At 37.6% G+C, this 14697-nt stretch carries 11 protein-coding genes and 1 pseudogene; 8 read left to right on the forward strand and 4 right to left on the reverse strand.

All coding sequences use genetic code 11. The features are described 5' to 3' along the window. Nucleotides 1-46: 46 nt before the first annotated feature. Together AC2VNP_RS21855 and AC2VNP_RS21860 are read left to right on the forward strand one after the other, a co-directional pair. Complete coding sequence (locus AC2VNP_RS21855) at nucleotides 47-547, forward strand: hypothetical protein (RefSeq protein ID WP_486919485.1); 501 nt, start codon at nucleotides 47-49, stop codon at nucleotides 545-547. 632 nt (nucleotides 548-1179) lie between these two features. Beyond that, entirely contained in the window at nucleotides 1180-2082 is a 903-nt protein-coding gene (locus AC2VNP_RS21860; RefSeq protein WP_486919571.1) for a macrolide 2'-phosphotransferase, read from the forward strand. Nucleotides 2083-2730: 648 nt separating this feature from the next. Here AC2VNP_RS21860 and AC2VNP_RS21865 read toward each other — a convergent pair. Then, nucleotides 2731-3411, reverse strand: a complete 681-nt coding sequence (locus AC2VNP_RS21865) for a cell wall hydrolase (RefSeq protein WP_486919486.1) — start codon at nucleotides 3409-3411, stop codon at nucleotides 2731-2733. 309 nt (nucleotides 3412-3720) lie between these two features. Here AC2VNP_RS21865 and AC2VNP_RS21870 point away from each other — a divergent pair, with 309 nt between their 5' ends. Then, the gene (locus AC2VNP_RS21870) at nucleotides 3721-4836 is read left to right on the forward strand and encodes a M20 metallopeptidase family protein (RefSeq protein ID WP_486919487.1); all 1116 of its coding nucleotides are present in this window, start codon (nucleotides 3721-3723) and stop codon (nucleotides 4834-4836) included. Between the two features lie 179 nt (nucleotides 4837-5015). Here AC2VNP_RS21870 and AC2VNP_RS21875 read toward each other — a convergent pair whose 3' ends face one another. After that, complete coding sequence (locus AC2VNP_RS21875; protein WP_486919489.1) at nucleotides 5016-5951, reverse strand: acetamidase/formamidase family protein; 936 nt, start codon at nucleotides 5949-5951, stop codon at nucleotides 5016-5018. A 253-nt stretch (nucleotides 5952-6204) separates the two neighbouring features. Between AC2VNP_RS21875 and AC2VNP_RS21880 the strand changes: the two genes are divergently transcribed. Together AC2VNP_RS21880 and AC2VNP_RS21885 are read left to right on the forward strand one after the other, a co-directional pair. Further along, the gene (locus AC2VNP_RS21880) at nucleotides 6205-6897 is read left to right on the forward strand and encodes an HAD family hydrolase (protein WP_486919573.1); all 693 of its coding nucleotides are present in this window, start codon (nucleotides 6205-6207) and stop codon (nucleotides 6895-6897) included. Between the two features lie 118 nt (nucleotides 6898-7015). Further along, nucleotides 7016-7093, forward strand: a pseudogene (locus AC2VNP_RS21885) (aspartate racemase); the annotation flags it as partial. A gap of 206 nt (nucleotides 7094-7299) precedes the next feature. Here the strand turns inward: AC2VNP_RS21885 and AC2VNP_RS21890 are convergent. Beyond that, nucleotides 7300-7893: a TetR/AcrR family transcriptional regulator gene (locus AC2VNP_RS21890; protein WP_486919491.1), complete on the reverse strand. Its 594-nt coding sequence runs from the start codon at nucleotides 7891-7893 to the stop codon at nucleotides 7300-7302. A 229-nt stretch (nucleotides 7894-8122) separates the two neighbouring features. Here AC2VNP_RS21890 and AC2VNP_RS21895 point away from each other — a divergent pair, with 229 nt between their 5' ends. Next, on the forward strand, nucleotides 8123-9661 hold the full coding sequence (locus AC2VNP_RS21895; protein WP_486919492.1) for an AMP-binding protein: 1539 nt from the start codon (nucleotides 8123-8125) through the stop codon (nucleotides 9659-9661). A gap of 67 nt (nucleotides 9662-9728) precedes the next feature. Next, nucleotides 9729-11111 (forward strand): short-chain fatty acid transporter, encoded by a 1383-nt coding sequence (locus AC2VNP_RS21900; protein WP_486919494.1) that lies wholly within the window; start codon nucleotides 9729-9731, stop codon nucleotides 11109-11111. A 157-nt stretch (nucleotides 11112-11268) separates the two neighbouring features. Here AC2VNP_RS21900 and AC2VNP_RS21905 read toward each other — a convergent pair whose 3' ends face one another. Beyond that, entirely contained in the window at nucleotides 11269-12438 is a 1170-nt protein-coding gene (locus AC2VNP_RS21905; RefSeq protein ID WP_486919496.1) for a Ger(x)C family spore germination protein, read from the reverse strand. 378 nt (nucleotides 12439-12816) lie between these two features. On the opposite strand from AC2VNP_RS21905, the gene ftsH reads away from it, so the two are divergent. Then, nucleotides 12817-14643, forward strand: a complete 1827-nt coding sequence (ftsH, locus tag AC2VNP_RS21910) for an ATP-dependent zinc metalloprotease FtsH (protein WP_486919498.1) — start codon at nucleotides 12817-12819, stop codon at nucleotides 14641-14643. The last annotated feature ends 54 nt before the right edge of the window (nucleotides 14644-14697 follow it).

The following is a 14697-nucleotide window of genomic DNA, read 5'->3' on the forward strand; positions in this document are numbered from 1 at the left end:
TAAGGATAAAAGGATGTAAAAAAATCGCTAAAGGAAGGTGAAAGGTATGTTCAAAAAGATGTTCCATAATGAACAAGAAATGTGTGAAAGAAGGCTAATAGCCGTTATGAGACGGTTAAAAATTGATGATTCCCATTACAATTTCAATTGGAATCGCAGCAGTTGCTATATTGAATTTCAATATAAGGATTGCACGTACAGGATGGAACACTCTGTTGAAAGCGCAAAAGAAAAAGGGATTGTTATATTGAGAAATGGATTGGATTGTTTAAGTGAGTTGGTCCGATCCCTTGAAGATCTTTGTCAAATCGTTGAAAGAGGAACGCATAGACTCGAGACATGGTTATCTGGCATGAAACAGTCGTCTCCAGAAGAAGAGATGTCTGAATTTTTAGAAGAAGTTCATATTAGATACAAGTCTGTCGGGAAACAAAAACATGCGGATTATATGAATATGAATGATGAGTTAATCCAAGTGGATCCTGAGCCATCTCTAAATAATTTAAATAGAAATCGAATTAACCTACAATCGCAGGACAAATCGTGATGTCCTATTGACATCATCACAATCTAGCATTAGAATTTTGTAAGTAATTTATTTTAAAGTTTAAGGAGGATTATTAAAAAATGTTACCATCTAGAATTCGGTTCCGTGCTTTGAGCAAGTAATTTCATATGTTCAAAGGCTCTGCTTGTGTAGGCAGAGTAGACGGGATCAGTCTATCCTTTTTTAATAATCTTCATTTTGCATAAATATTTGCTTTATGTTGAAAGGCGGATTCGTTCTGCCTTTCTTTTTTATACTTTAGAAAATAAAACTCCCTTATAGGATAGGTAAAGAAAAACTCTAAGGTTTCGCCGGGTCTTGGCGATAGCCGAGTTTTTCTAATGCTGCTGAACGGGAAAAGTATAAAATAAATGAGGTTATTGGCCATTAGTCTGCCCTTCTTCTGTAGAAGAAGGTGGGTTATTTGGCCAAACGACTGTACGTAAGATGCATAAATTAGTTATCTATCCGTTTACTCAAAACCACAGGCAGCTGTCCTGTGGTTTTTTATTTTGGGAAACACTGGTGAAAAGTTATTTGTCTCACGATTGAATGTTCATTGATCGTGGCGCTGATGTTGTGATTCACTTGGAAGAGCAACAATTTAAATTTTAGAAAGTAGGGGTTTAATGATGAATAAAAAAATTAAAGAGATCAAAGAAATGGCATATAGAAATGGAATTTTACTAGAGGAGAGTTCTGTAAAAATCAACGAGTCTGGCTTGGACTTTCAAGTGGTTCATGTTGTCGATCAAGAAGGGGTTCAATGGATTTTGAGGTTACCGAGGAGAGAAGATTCGATGGTGAAAACGGCTGTAGAAAAGAAAGTGTTGGATGTCGTGAGTCGTCATGTTTCGTTTGAAGTACCAGTATGGTCGGTATATACAGAAGACTTCATTGCCTATAAGCAACTATCAGGTAGACCAGCGGGAACCGTGGATCCGGCAATTCAAGATTATATTTGGGAGTTCAATCAAAATCATGTTCCGGAAAGCTATCTCAAATCGCTTGGTGAGGTATTAGCAGAGCTGCATCACGTACCTGAAGAGTTATTGAATATTCCTGGTTTCAAAGTACAGACTTCGGATGAAGCGAGAGTCGAAATGAAAAAACGAATGACCGGAGTAAAAGAAAAGTACGGTGTTAGTGATACGTTATGGGCAAGGTGGGAAGCTTGGGTAGACAATGACAGCATGTGGCCGAAGCATACCGGGCTCATTCATGGTGATGTTCATGCCGGACATACTTTGATCAATGAACGATCCGAAGTGACCGGATTAATTGATTGGACAGAAGTGGCTGTAACAGATGTTTCAAAAGATTTTGTTGGACTTTATATGATCTTCGGTGTACAAGCGTTAGAACAGATTATTGCCGCCTATGAAACAGCAGGTGGAGTCACATGGCCACTCATGAAAGAGCATATCATTGAAATGCAAGCAACTTCTGCCATTGATATTGCCGAGTTTGCGGAATCATCGGGTTTAAAAGAATATGAACAAATGGCAAAAGAAAGTTTAGGTGTAGAAAAGTAGCAACAAATAAATTAAACCAATGAAATAGGCAGCTCATAATATCGGATCTCTATTTCTTCCATATTGAGAGAAGCGCTTTTGAAAAATTTTTAGACTATAAGTCCTAGATTAAGTATTTTAGCAATATTGTAACATTGATGAGTATTTTCATTGTTATAAATCTCATCCAAGCTATTTTAACATGACTATCTCTCGTATTAATATGTATGTTTCATTACTAAACTGGTCAGCTATTGTAGCGATTCTTGCACTTTTCACCAATTTAAAAGAAGAAGTAACCGCCTCCACTTTACCCAGTGGATAGGATGGTTACTTCTTCTTTGTGACGTTTATTAGGTCATCTGCTAGTCTTGCGGCATGTTGTTGCTAAAACTTTACGTTTATTTGAATTCATATTTATAGTAATGGATCGTGTTGTACTTAAGGTGGTGCCACGAGACTCGACAAATTAGTTGAAAGTGGGTTTTTGACTTTTGCAGTTCCTGGGCCCTTATTTTCCTTTAAACGCTGTCTGATTGGTGTTTGAGGGAATGAGAGGCCTTATTTTTTAAAAATAGGCTTTCATGTCATAGTGATTATCCTCATAGCATCACAGGATTATGATAAAGTGAAAGAGACTATGGTCCTGTAAAAATAAAATCAAAGGGTTTAATTTTTAAATACATGTTGTCCAATCACAATGGTTGTTTCTCTTGTATCTAGCCAACGACTAGTCGCAATGTCTGGGTTGTAGAAGAATAATGAACCTTGTGCGATATTTCTCATGTCGGATAAGGCAGCTTGTACTGCTTTGATGGATTCTTGATCAGCGGGTTTGTTCACTTGACCATTCGCTACAGGTTGGAATTGTCTAGGTTGATAAATCACTTCTCTTATTGTATTCGGAAATTGAGAGCTTTCTAAGCGATTTAAAACAACATCGGCGACTGCTACTTTGCCTTCAAAAGGTTCGGTTTGGGCTTCAGCTCGTACAATTCTTGCCAATAAATCAAGTTCAGCTTCCGTGAGTTTTAGTTTGTTAGAGTAGGTTTCTTTTGCTTCTGTATTGCCGTTGCTTGGCCCTTTACTACGACTTACGTTAGTAAAGTTACTGGTTTGAGTTGGTGGGTTGAAGTTGTTTTTACGTTTATCTATATGTATCTGCTCACCGACATAGATCCGATCTAAGTTTTTAACTTGCGGGTTAGCCGCTGCTAATTCTTTTAAGGTTAAGCCATGTTCCTGTGCAATTTTCGTCATTGTGTCACCTTTTTCAACTGTATAAGCAAAAACTGGTGCAGCAAAAAATAGAGCGGCCAGCAATGTTATTAAGAAAATTAGTTTTTTCATAGTTCTCCTCCTAGTAATTATGTTTTTTTGTGAGCTCTTATGTAACTCTACAACTCTATGCTTATGAGAGAATAAAATAAATAGTATTACAATATGATTACATAGAGATTAAAGTGAGATTTAAAGATTTGGGAGAAGCACGGTTTTTATAGAGTTGTAGATAGATAGTGGAGGAGTATTTAATATAAAAAAATAATAGGTATGTCATCGGATTTGAAATTTAGATGAGAAGGATAGACAAGATAAAACTACGGGCAAGATGCATCTTCCCTTCAACAAAAACAATCTTAAAAATAAAGGAAGAGATTCGTGGAAAAGATAAATCTAGCGTTAATTAAAAAGTTACGTCATGAATTACATCAACATCCTGAACTTTCTAATCAAGAAGTTTGGACGAAACAGCATTTAATTGATTTTCTAAAAAAACACACCCAACTAGAAATTGTAGATAAGGGTCAATGGTTTTATGCAATTTATAGGGCAGGTGAAGGTAAAAAGAACATTGCGTTCCGTGCTGATTTTGATGCTCTACCTATCGATGAGACGATTGAAATCCCCCATGCTTCAAAGATCCGAGGTGTTTCTCATAAATGTGGACATGATGGTCATGCTGCTTGTTTGGCTGGTTTTGCTCTTGAGGTCGATCAGAAAGGTGCTGACAAAAACATTTATTTCTTGTTTCAACATGCTGAGGAAACAGGGGATGGTGCAGCTCAGTGTGTCTCGTTTATAAAGGAACATAATATTGATGAAATTTTTGCCTATCATAATATGAGCGGTATGGCATTCAAATCTGTTTATGTAATTGATGGGACTGCTCACTGTGCATCAAAAGGAATGACGATTCGTATGGAAGGAGCTCCAGCACATGCAAGTCAACCAGAAGATGGAATCAATCCGGCTTTTGCAATCGCAAAGATCATTGATTCCATTCCCGAGTTTACAGCGGCAAAGAAGAATAAAGGGATGGTACTTTGCACCGTGGTTCAGGTGGATATTGGGGAAAGAGCGTTTGGCGTATCGGCGAGTAAGGGAGAATTGTTATTAACCATCCGTGCATTTTATGAAGAAGAATTGGTGGGGCTTCAAAAGAGTCTTGAAAAACTTTCTCTTTCTCTAGCAGAACAATACGGACTGAAAACAAGTTTTTCATATAATGACACTTTTCCAGAAACGGTTAATCACAAATCAAGTTCGGACAAGATACGAAAAGTCTGTATAGAAAAAGGATTTCAACTAGTTGAGATGAAAGAAGCATTTCGCGCGTCCGAGGATTTCGGCCATTATTTAAAAGACACAAAGGGTGCCATCTGCTACATCGGAAATGGGGACGACTATCCTCATATCCATACCGTACAATATGATTTCCGGGATGAGATCATCGAAACGGCGGTTGAACTGTTCAAAGGACTCGCTGAATTGTAAATCGTCATTAATAACAAAAGAGATTCAGTGTATAGGTCTAGTTTTATAGTTATATCGTTGAAAATAGAAATTTATAAATGTATATAAAAGAAAATACGTCCACCCAAATCTTATGATGGGGTGGACGTATAATCGTTGCATGATCAGATGTTGCCTAGCACACATTTGTTTCTATTTACTTAACGAATAACTCCATACGGTAAAATTGCATGAACGCCTTTGACCCCATTAACGACTTGTGTTATGCGTAAATCTACAGCAACACTAGCGAGGGCAAGAGCTTCCGCTTTGGTAATACTATGCATCTCCTGTATGAGCAGAACCATTTCGTCTAGGGCTACTGCTGTTGCTTCATTTAAGTCTTCATTAAATCCAAACGTAATCCATCCTGAAGGAGTATTTGCCCTCGGCATCTTGTACTCTAAATCCTCATGTACAATTAAGGTAATATCGACTAAATCCATTGGACATTCGATCGCCGTACCAGAACTCTCACCATCTCCTTGTAAAGCGTGCCCATCCCCAATGGAAAAAAGCGCTCCTTCTACGGCAATCGGTAAAAATAGACTACTGCCTCTGACTAATTCTTTACAGTCAATGTTTCCACCGCAATAACGTGGCGGCGCAGTGGGATGTATGCCAGGTTCAGCAGGGGCTACACCCATTAAGCCCATAAATGGGGAAAGGCCAACATGGAAATCTCGATTGCCAATTTGACAGCTGCCAGTCATTGTCGCACGGTTCAATTTCCAATCCAATTGAATTCTTTCACTATCGACTAAATCTAATTTCTCATTTTGCCAACTCGGATTTCCCCCTGCCCAATTTCGTCCATACCAACCGGGCACAAGATCATTTACCCGCACCTCTAATACCATTCCTGGCTTTGCTCCATCAATCGCGATCGGACCAAAAATGGGATGTCCTGGTTTATTCTCGTTTTCTCTAGACTGAAAAATCTCCCTTTCTTTACCTTCTGATTCCGAATATCCCCATTGAATATCAAGGGTCTTTAACTGAATAGTATCACCAGAATTCACCGTTAAAATAGGCTTATAATCCTTGCTAAAGGATCCGTGCAGGTTCTTAGCATCTAAATCTATTTTATGTATCAATTTTACAAACTCCTTTACGTTATATAGTCCATTTCAGTATAGAGATATGATAGAAGGAAATAAAGGAAACAATCGGTAGTCTAGGAATGGGTGAACAATTAAGTTAAAGGAAAAGGGTGGTCAGCTCAGCTGAAACACCTTCACAAAGAGTGACGGTTTTTCTTGATAAACGATTAGATGGTAAATGATGTTATAATTTTTAATAATAATAGGTATTGTTTTGCTAACAAAGGTAGAAGAGAGTTGGTTAAAAGTGATTAAAGTGGCTATATTTGATTTAGATGGAACCTTATTAAATCGAGATGAGTCAGTCAAAATTTTTATCAGCAGGCAATACGATAGATTAAAGCAACAGGTAGGACATATTCCTAAAGAAAAGTATGTGACAAGATTTATTGAGTTAGACAATAGAGGGTATGTTTGGAAAGACAAAGTATATCAACAAATCGTTCATGAATTTAAAATTGATCGACTAACGTGGGAAGAACTGCTTCAAGACTACATTAACGAGTTTAAGAATAGTTGTGTTCCTTTTGCTAATTTAACTCAGATGTTGGAAGAGTTAAAAAGGAGCAAACTTCTATTAGGGATCATCACAAATGGTTACGGGCGTTTCCAAATGGATAATATAGAGGCTCTAGGCATTAGGGAGTACTTTGACGTAATTTTAGTATCTGAATGGGAAGGTATAAAAAAACCAGACCCAAAAATATTTGAAAGAGCTTTAAAGAAACTCAATGTATCGCCGAATGAAAGCATCTTTATCGGAGACCATCCAGAAAATGACGTATACGCAGCCGAAAATGCTGGGATGAAGGGGATTTGGAAGAAAGATCTACACTTAAATCAAGTTGATACAGATTACATAGTTGAGGACTTAGCCGAAATTCCATTGCTTATAAAAAAAATCAAAGCGGAAACTAACAACAATTGTATTATAGATTAAAAGATTAGTAGCTATGACACTGATAGGGAGCCTTAAATTGCATAGGTGCTTTTTTAGGATCGATTTTTTAGCTACGTGCATGGATATGAACAAAAGCCAGAAAATGCGGGAGGTTATCATGAAAACAATCGGATTAATTGGTGGGATGAGTTGGGAATCTTCATCTGAATATTACAGGATTATTAACGAAGAAGTAAATCGAATGACTTCTTATAGTAAAGGGTACAGAAACAACGAGATCGTGGTAGGTGACAGACCCTTTACTTGTTCTTAAAAAAGCGCTTATGCTCATGTAAGGAGCCGACTTTTATTGTTATATCACGATAGAAAAATCAAGATCCTTATAGATGAGCCGAAGATAAGTGTAAAATCACCATTAAACTAATAGGATCTTGACTAAAATTATTTTTTTACAAAACCATCTAAAGCATAGCGTAAATATGTAGCTGACTCTTGAACAAGGTCCACTTCATCTTTGTATAGTCCCCAATCATAAATTAATCCTCGAATAATTCGTGCCATACATTTCGTCATATATTCCGCAGTGACGTCTGTTCTAAAATCTCCTTCATCAATTCCTTTTTGGAAGTAAGTAGTTAAAACTTTGTATAATGTACGATCAGGATTCGTAAAAAAGCTCGTTCGATTAGGGTTAAGTTCATTTATATAGATAACTCTTAGCATGTCTAAACCAATTTCATCTCGCATGTATGTCATTAAAGCTTTAAAGAATGACAGCAATTGATCGTAGGCTGTAAGAGTTTTGTCATGAGTCGAAAAATATGACTCATAAAACTTATCCATTTCCTTAAATTTTTCTAAGAAAATTTCATGCTTTGATTTAAAGTGCGTATAAAATGCACCTTTTGAGGAAGAGGCAGTTGCTACTATTTCATCAACGGAAACATTGTCAAATCCCTTTTCAGCAAATAAGTGAAGAGCCGTATTTAAAAGTTTCTTTTTTGTTTCTTGTCCTTTTTTATGTTTAATAGTCAATGACATCCACTCATTTCTATAAAATATTCAGAAAATATTGACATTAAGACCGCAGTCTGTTTTAATGTTTTGTAGAGACTACAGTCTGTTTTGGAATAAAGAGACTGCAGTTCGTTACTTTTACTAAAAATTGTATATTAATAATTCCAGTTAGAAAAGGAGGAGTTACACTTTTTTATTTTTTTGTATTAATGAAAGCGCTTTAATTTTAATAGAGGGGGGAATTTTGGTGGATATTATCGGTAATAAAACACTAAACTCTTTACTTGAACAACAAATTCAACAAAATCCAAACAAAACTTTTCTAAAAGTAGAATCGGATGATCGTACCATTGAAACGGCTACCTATAAACAATTTGCCGAAAAAGTCCGGAAGATGATGACAGTACTAGACGAGATGGGTATTAAAAAGGGAGATAAAGTAGTACTTCACTTGCCGAACTCAATGAATTTTATGATTTCATGGTTTGCTATTTCTGGAATGGGAGCGGTTATGGTACCGACAAATATTCTATCAGCTAAAGCGGAGATGGATTTTCTTGTCACTCATTCTAAAGCAAAAATGGTAGTTACTGAAGAAGAATACATAGAGAAGTTTACAGACCTAAATATGGAGATATTACTTTCTAGGTATAAAGGAACAACACATCAAGATAAACATTTAGATCATCTGATCAACCTTGCTTCACCTTATAGTAGACCACTAGAAATTAATAGTGACGATATAGCCGCCATTTTATATACATCAGGTACAACTTCTAATCCAAAAGGTGTAATGATCACCCATGCTAACTATGTATATGCGGGTGAATACATGTCACGAATGCTAAAGATGACTGAACAGGATTGTGGTTTAGTTGTACTTCCAATGTTCCATGGGAATGGCCAATACTATTTAACGATGCCATTATTAACTGTTGGTGGAACGGTTGCAATAACAGAAAAGTTTAGTGCTTCTCGATATTTTGAGCAAGCTGCTTTATTTGAGGCTACGATCGGTTCATTGTTTGCAGCTCCTATTAAAATGATCCTGCGCCGGGGAAGTGGGAATACATGCGATCATCAGCTTAAGAAAATAATCTTTGCACAGTCTGTTACTGAAGAACAGCTCGCTGAATTTGAACAGACATATCATGTGGAATTATCACAAATTTACGGGATGACTGAAACGATTGGAACGCCACTTATGAATCCGATAGACGGGATTTGTAAAAACATGAGTATTGGTCAACCTGGCCTTGGGTATGAGGTGAGGCTTGTCAATGAACATGGAAATGATGTGGCTACAGGTGACGTAGGTCAGATTATTGTTAAAGGTGAACCAGGCCGGACGTTAATGCTTGGTTATTATGACGATGAAGAAGCGACTAAGAAGGCTTTACAGGATGGTTGGCTTTATACAGGAGATAATGCTCGAGTAGGTGAGGATGGATACTTATACTTCGTCGATCGTTTGAAAGATATGGTTAAGCGCGCGGGAGAAAATATTGCGACGAGTGAAATTGAGACCGTCTTAAATCAACACCCACAAATTGCTGATAGCGCAGTGGTTGGAGTAGATGATGAAATTCGCGATGTCGCCCTTAAAGCGTTTGTCATTCTAAAAGAAGGAGCTCATTTATCGGAAAAAGAGGTCATTTCACATTGCCAAGGATTACTAGCTAAATTTAAAGTCCCAGAGTATATCGAATTCATAGATGAGTTCCCTCGTACCTCCGTTGGGAAAATCCAAAAAGCTAAACTTCGTGATCTAAACAAAAAGGTGTAAAAGCTAATAAGGGTGCTAATCACGCACCCTTCACTTAATCTACTATTCTACGAAAGAGGTGTATTTTATGAAACCTGAACAAATGCCACAACAAAATCTACCTCGTAAAGGTCCAGGGGATAATTTGTTAGCGAAAGTTGCCATGTTCTTTTCTAAAATTTCAGAGAGGTGGCTACCAGATGCGTTTGTATTTGCTGTTCTATTAACAGTAATTACATTCTTAGGTGGAATTTTTATTACTAGTAGTAGTCCCTTTGAGATGATGACTTATTGGGGAGATGGAATGTGGTCGTTATTAACATTTACTGCGCAAATCATTACAACGTTTATTATGAGTTATGCGCTTGCACTCACGAAACCAGTTGCTCGTGGTCTTGAAAAAGTTGCGAGTCTTTGTAAAACACCAAATACAGCGATCATCGTTGTTACGTTTTCTGCGTTAGCTGCATCACTTATTAGTTGGGCATTTGGACTTGTTGTCGCTGGAATTATGGCAAAGCTAGTCGCAAAAAAAGTCCATGATGTAGATTACCGAGTACTCGTTGCTGCAGGTTACTCTGGTTTTGTGATATGGGAAGGCGGATTATCATCTTCGCCAGCGCTTTTCGTAGCAACAGAAGGTCATAACTTTCAAGAAATGGTAGGTCTCATTCCTACATCAACAACATTATTTTCTGCGATCAATATTGTAATCGTTTGTATTGTATTTTTTACATTACCTTTTATTATGAAAATGATCCATCCAAAGAAGAAAGAGGATCGTTTTATTATTGATCAAAAGTTACTCCAAGAAGAAGCAGAAGAAGTGAAAGAAGAAAAGAGAAATGCCATTAATGATAAGTTGGATCGCAGTCGAAGTATCGTTATGATCGGTGGAATTTTAGGGTTAGCTTACCTTATCAATCACTTCTATACCAATGGTTTTTCCTTAGATCTAAATACTGTAAACTTAATTTTCTTAACATTCGTACTTCTTCTTTACGGAAATGTTAAAGAACTAGGAACTGGTTTAAAAAGGGCATCAGGAAGTGTTGGACAATTTGCTCTTCAATATCCTTTCTACGCTGGAATCATGGGGATGATGACAGCTTCAGGGCTAGCTATTTGGATTTCTAATATTTTTGCAGATATTGCAACAACTAAAACATTACCACTTTTCACATTCTTTGCGGCTGGAATTTTAAATATGTTTGTTCCTTCTGGTGGTGGTCAATGGGCCATTCAAGCACCAATCTTTTTACCGACTGCCATGGAGTTAGGCGTAGACCCAGCGAAAATTGTTCTTGCAGTTGCATGGGGAGATGCGTGGACTAACATGATACAACCATTCTGGGCATTACCGTTATTAGCTATTGCAGGGCTAAAAATACGTGATATTATGGGCTTTACAGTGATTACTCTACTATACACAGGGATCGTCATCTCAGCAGTGTTCCTTATCTTATCTTAATATGTTAGCGCTTTCAAATATTCATTGGAAGAGTTAGCTGTTTGATAACTTAGTTGTAAGAGGCAAGAAAAAAGCTTAGTTTGCGTAGAATGGATGCGCATGACTAAGCTTTTTTCTTGTGCTGGCGAGTCAGGGGGAAGCCCCTGAAATACCTCCATTATTTTATCCATGGGAGTTGAAATCGTTTGGGTGGCCCTTGATTAGGTTCTATCACCGTTTTTTCGATCAGGTTGAAGTTTTGAATATTTGTTTCTACCGTGATATTCACTTTAGCTTCTTTAAATGCTTGATCCCAATCGTCTTGAACTTTTTTCCAATACTCAGGATGCCGGCGGCGAACTTCTGTCCCCATTCCGAGTACATCGGTGACAGGTTCTTCTTTCATCTTTTCCAGCAGCTTTTCCATCCTCCATCGAACCTCGTCAGCATATCCTTTTTGTATTTTTTTAAACATGTGTGCATCTATTTCAGCACTTGAGTGCCATTCATTGATATTGGCTAATGTACTGACGGATACATCGATAACTAACTGATTGTTTTGTACTTTCGGAAGAATGGAGGTTTGTGCGCGCAACCGCTCTAAGGCGAACCAATCATCTCCATCTGGCACCTGAAATGTAAACGTATCGTTTCCTGCTTCATTGCGATATAAACGAAGGGCATCGGCTAGGATGTCATTGATATCCTTTACATAAACTCCTTCTTTAATAATTGCTGTTCCATCTAAATCGATATGCGGTTCTTTTTGAGCATCATCGGAATGCTTTTTTAATCGTATAACATAAGCACTCCGGCCGGGTTCATAGCTCATTTCGAGAAATTCTTTTAATGTAGGGGTAATGACCCTTTGGTGACTATCTTCAGCGGCTTCAATTCCGTTGGCTAAGCTTATTCCTGACAATGGGTCTACTGGAGAAGGTAAAGCAAGTAAGGTGGATGGTTGGTCAGCAATAAACAAATAACTTGTCAGACGGAACATTTGATCACGAAAGATAATATCAAGTGCAGGAAATATTCCTTCTTTAGCGATTTCACTACTCACGATAAACGTTTGGGCGTGTGAGAAAAAAAGTCGTCGATGCAGTCCTTTAATGGCTGCTCGTCCCGCTCCGAGATGTGAAAAACCTTCAGTAGCAATCATGATATGGGCATCAGTGGCACCTTGATCTAACTTGACAGGTTGAAGAAATTGAAGCTTCGGTGTAAATAAATCACCTTCTCTTTCAATCGCAACTGCTGCAACGAATGCAGATTCCCCAAGTTCTTTGGAACTCCAACAACCAGTGAGTAAACTGCAGATTAATAAGCTTAAAAGCGCTTTTTTCATAGATGCTCATCCTTAGGTTCTATTCGATGTATGGTTGCTTTTATTTTCCATAATATATTATGTAATTTCCCACAGATCCACATTTAATATCCATGTAATTTCCAGTTATCTTACATTTTATGAGCATTTTTGTTTCAATTAAATGTTAATAGCTTGTTTAAAGGTGAAATCCTATTGTAGTTAGTTATTGTACAAAAGGGTTTCTTTCCTTTTTGTTAAGTAGGAATGAACATCGAAAATAGAGCCTATTTCTTAAGTTAAATAGGGGAAATCGCTACTAAACTTTCAGTATATATCCCGATAACAATTTCTAGTAACTGACGATAAGATTTAAAAGAGGTAGCAGATAAACCATAAACGTATGAAAGGAACACTCACATGGAAGTTAAACAAAATACGCAAAGACCACTCTTACATTATTTCTTAATCTCAATGTTAGTTGTAATCATGCTTAATGCATTTGTGTTTCCATTTATTTCAGATCAACAGGTTAAGGAAGTCGATTATGGTACTTTTTTAAAAGAAATTGAAATGGGAAATGTTAAATCCGTAGAAATTCAAGATAGTCAAATAGGATTTACCTTACTCAATCAAAGTGAAGCAAATCAGATCTATGTCACTGGTCGAATGGAAGATCCGGATTTAGTAAATCGGTTGTATCAAGAAAATATTGTATTTAATCGAATCATTCCAAAAGAAAGTTCTCCAATCCTAACGTTTTTATTAATGTGGATCCTTCCGTTTTTCCTATTTATTCTAGTTGCCCAATATTTTATACATAAGCGAATAGGAAGCGAGACTAACGTTCTAAAGTTTGGAAAAAGCAATGCTAAAATCTATGTAGAGGCACAAACCGGGAAGTCGTTTAATGATGTTGCTGGGCAAGATGAAGCGAAAGAGGCTCTGATAGAAATTATTCATTTCCTTAATAATCCTAATAAGTATAAAGAGATTGGGGCAACCATTCCTAAGGGTGCTCTTCTTGTAGGACCTCCTGGAACGGGAAAAACACTGATAGCGAAAGCCGTAGCAGGAGAATCAAAGGTTCCTTTCTTTTCGATCTCTGGTTCAGAGTTTGTTGAAATGTTTGTCGGTATGGGGGCAGCTCGAGTCCGAGATTTGTTTAAACAAGCCGAGGAAAAAGCACCTTGTATCGTGTTTATTGATGAAATTGATACGATTGGGAAAAGTCGTCAATCGACGGGGTTTTCTTCCAATGATGAAAGAGAGCAGACATTAAATCAACTACTCTCAGAAATGGATGGGTTTGAGGCAGATAAAGGAGTTGTCATTTTAGCAGCAACCAATCGACCAGAAACATTGGATAAGGCCTTGTTACGATCAGGAAGGTTTGATCGTAGAATCCCAGTGGAATTACCTGATATTGCAGGAAGGGAAGCCATCTTAAATGTTCATGCGAAAAAAGTAAAGTTAGCTGACGATGTCGATTTGAACATGATCGCAAAAACGACGCCAGGGGCTTCAGGTGCTGATTTAGCCAATATTATGAATGAAGCCGCTCTGCGTGCCGTAAAATTGGACCGGAATCAGATTATCCAAGCAGATTTGGAAGAAGCGGTAGCGGTCATTATCGCAGGTTATCAACGGAAAAACACAGTTCTATCACCGGAAGATAAACTAACGATATCCTATCACGAAATTGGCCATGCCTTAGTGGCAGCGAAGCAAACGAATTCTGCCCCCGTGCACAAAATTACAATTATTCCAAGGACATCAGGAGCTTTAGGATATACGATGCAGTTAGAAGAAGTGGAACAGGTGCTGCTGAGTAAGGAGCAAATTCTCGATAAAATTTCCGTGTATATGGGCGGACGTGCTGCAGAAGAGTTAGTCTTTCAAAGAATAACTTCAGGTGCAGCCAATGATATTGAACAGGCGACCAAGCTGGCAAGAGCGATGATCACTAGATATGGGATGAGTGACGAGTTTGGAATGATGGCATTAGAAACTGTAAATAATCAATATTTAGGCGGTGATACATCGCTATTGGTATCGGAAGGGACAGCAACCAGAATTGATGATGAAGTGTTAAGAACAATTAAAAGCTGCTATCAAAATGCCGTGAAGATTTTAGAAGATAATAAGGGAAAGCTCCATGAGTTAGCCAAATACCTTTGTGAGAAAGAAACCATTTCAGGCGACGAGTTCATGAAAATCTTAGAAAGGAAGGATTCGAGTTTATAAGGTTAGTATCGGGACTATTAGTTATGGGATCATTCAAAAGTGTGTAGGATTACG

It is taken from the genome of Alkalihalobacterium sp. TH-98 (assembly GCF_057473385.1).

Excerpts from the sequence above, each read along its gene's own strand:
- AC2VNP_RS21855 (WP_486919485.1), top strand. The coding sequence starts at position 47 with ATGTTCAAAAAGATGTTCCATAATGAACAAGAAATGTGTGAAAGAAGG.
- AC2VNP_RS21860 (WP_486919571.1), top strand. The coding sequence starts at position 1,180 with ATGAATAAAAAAATTAAAGAGATCAAAGAAATGGCATATAGAAATGGA.
- AC2VNP_RS21865 (WP_486919486.1), bottom strand. The coding sequence starts at position 3,411 with ATGAAAAAACTAATTTTCTTAATAACATTGCTGGCCGCTCTATTTTTT.
- AC2VNP_RS21900 (WP_486919494.1), top strand. The coding sequence starts at position 9,729 with ATGAAACCTGAACAAATGCCACAACAAAATCTACCTCGTAAAGGTCCA.
- AC2VNP_RS21905 (WP_486919496.1), bottom strand. The coding sequence starts at position 12,438 with ATGAAAAAAGCGCTTTTAAGCTTATTAATCTGCAGTTTACTCACTGGT.
- ftsH (WP_486919498.1), top strand. The coding sequence starts at position 12,817 with ATGGAAGTTAAACAAAATACGCAAAGACCACTCTTACATTATTTCTTA.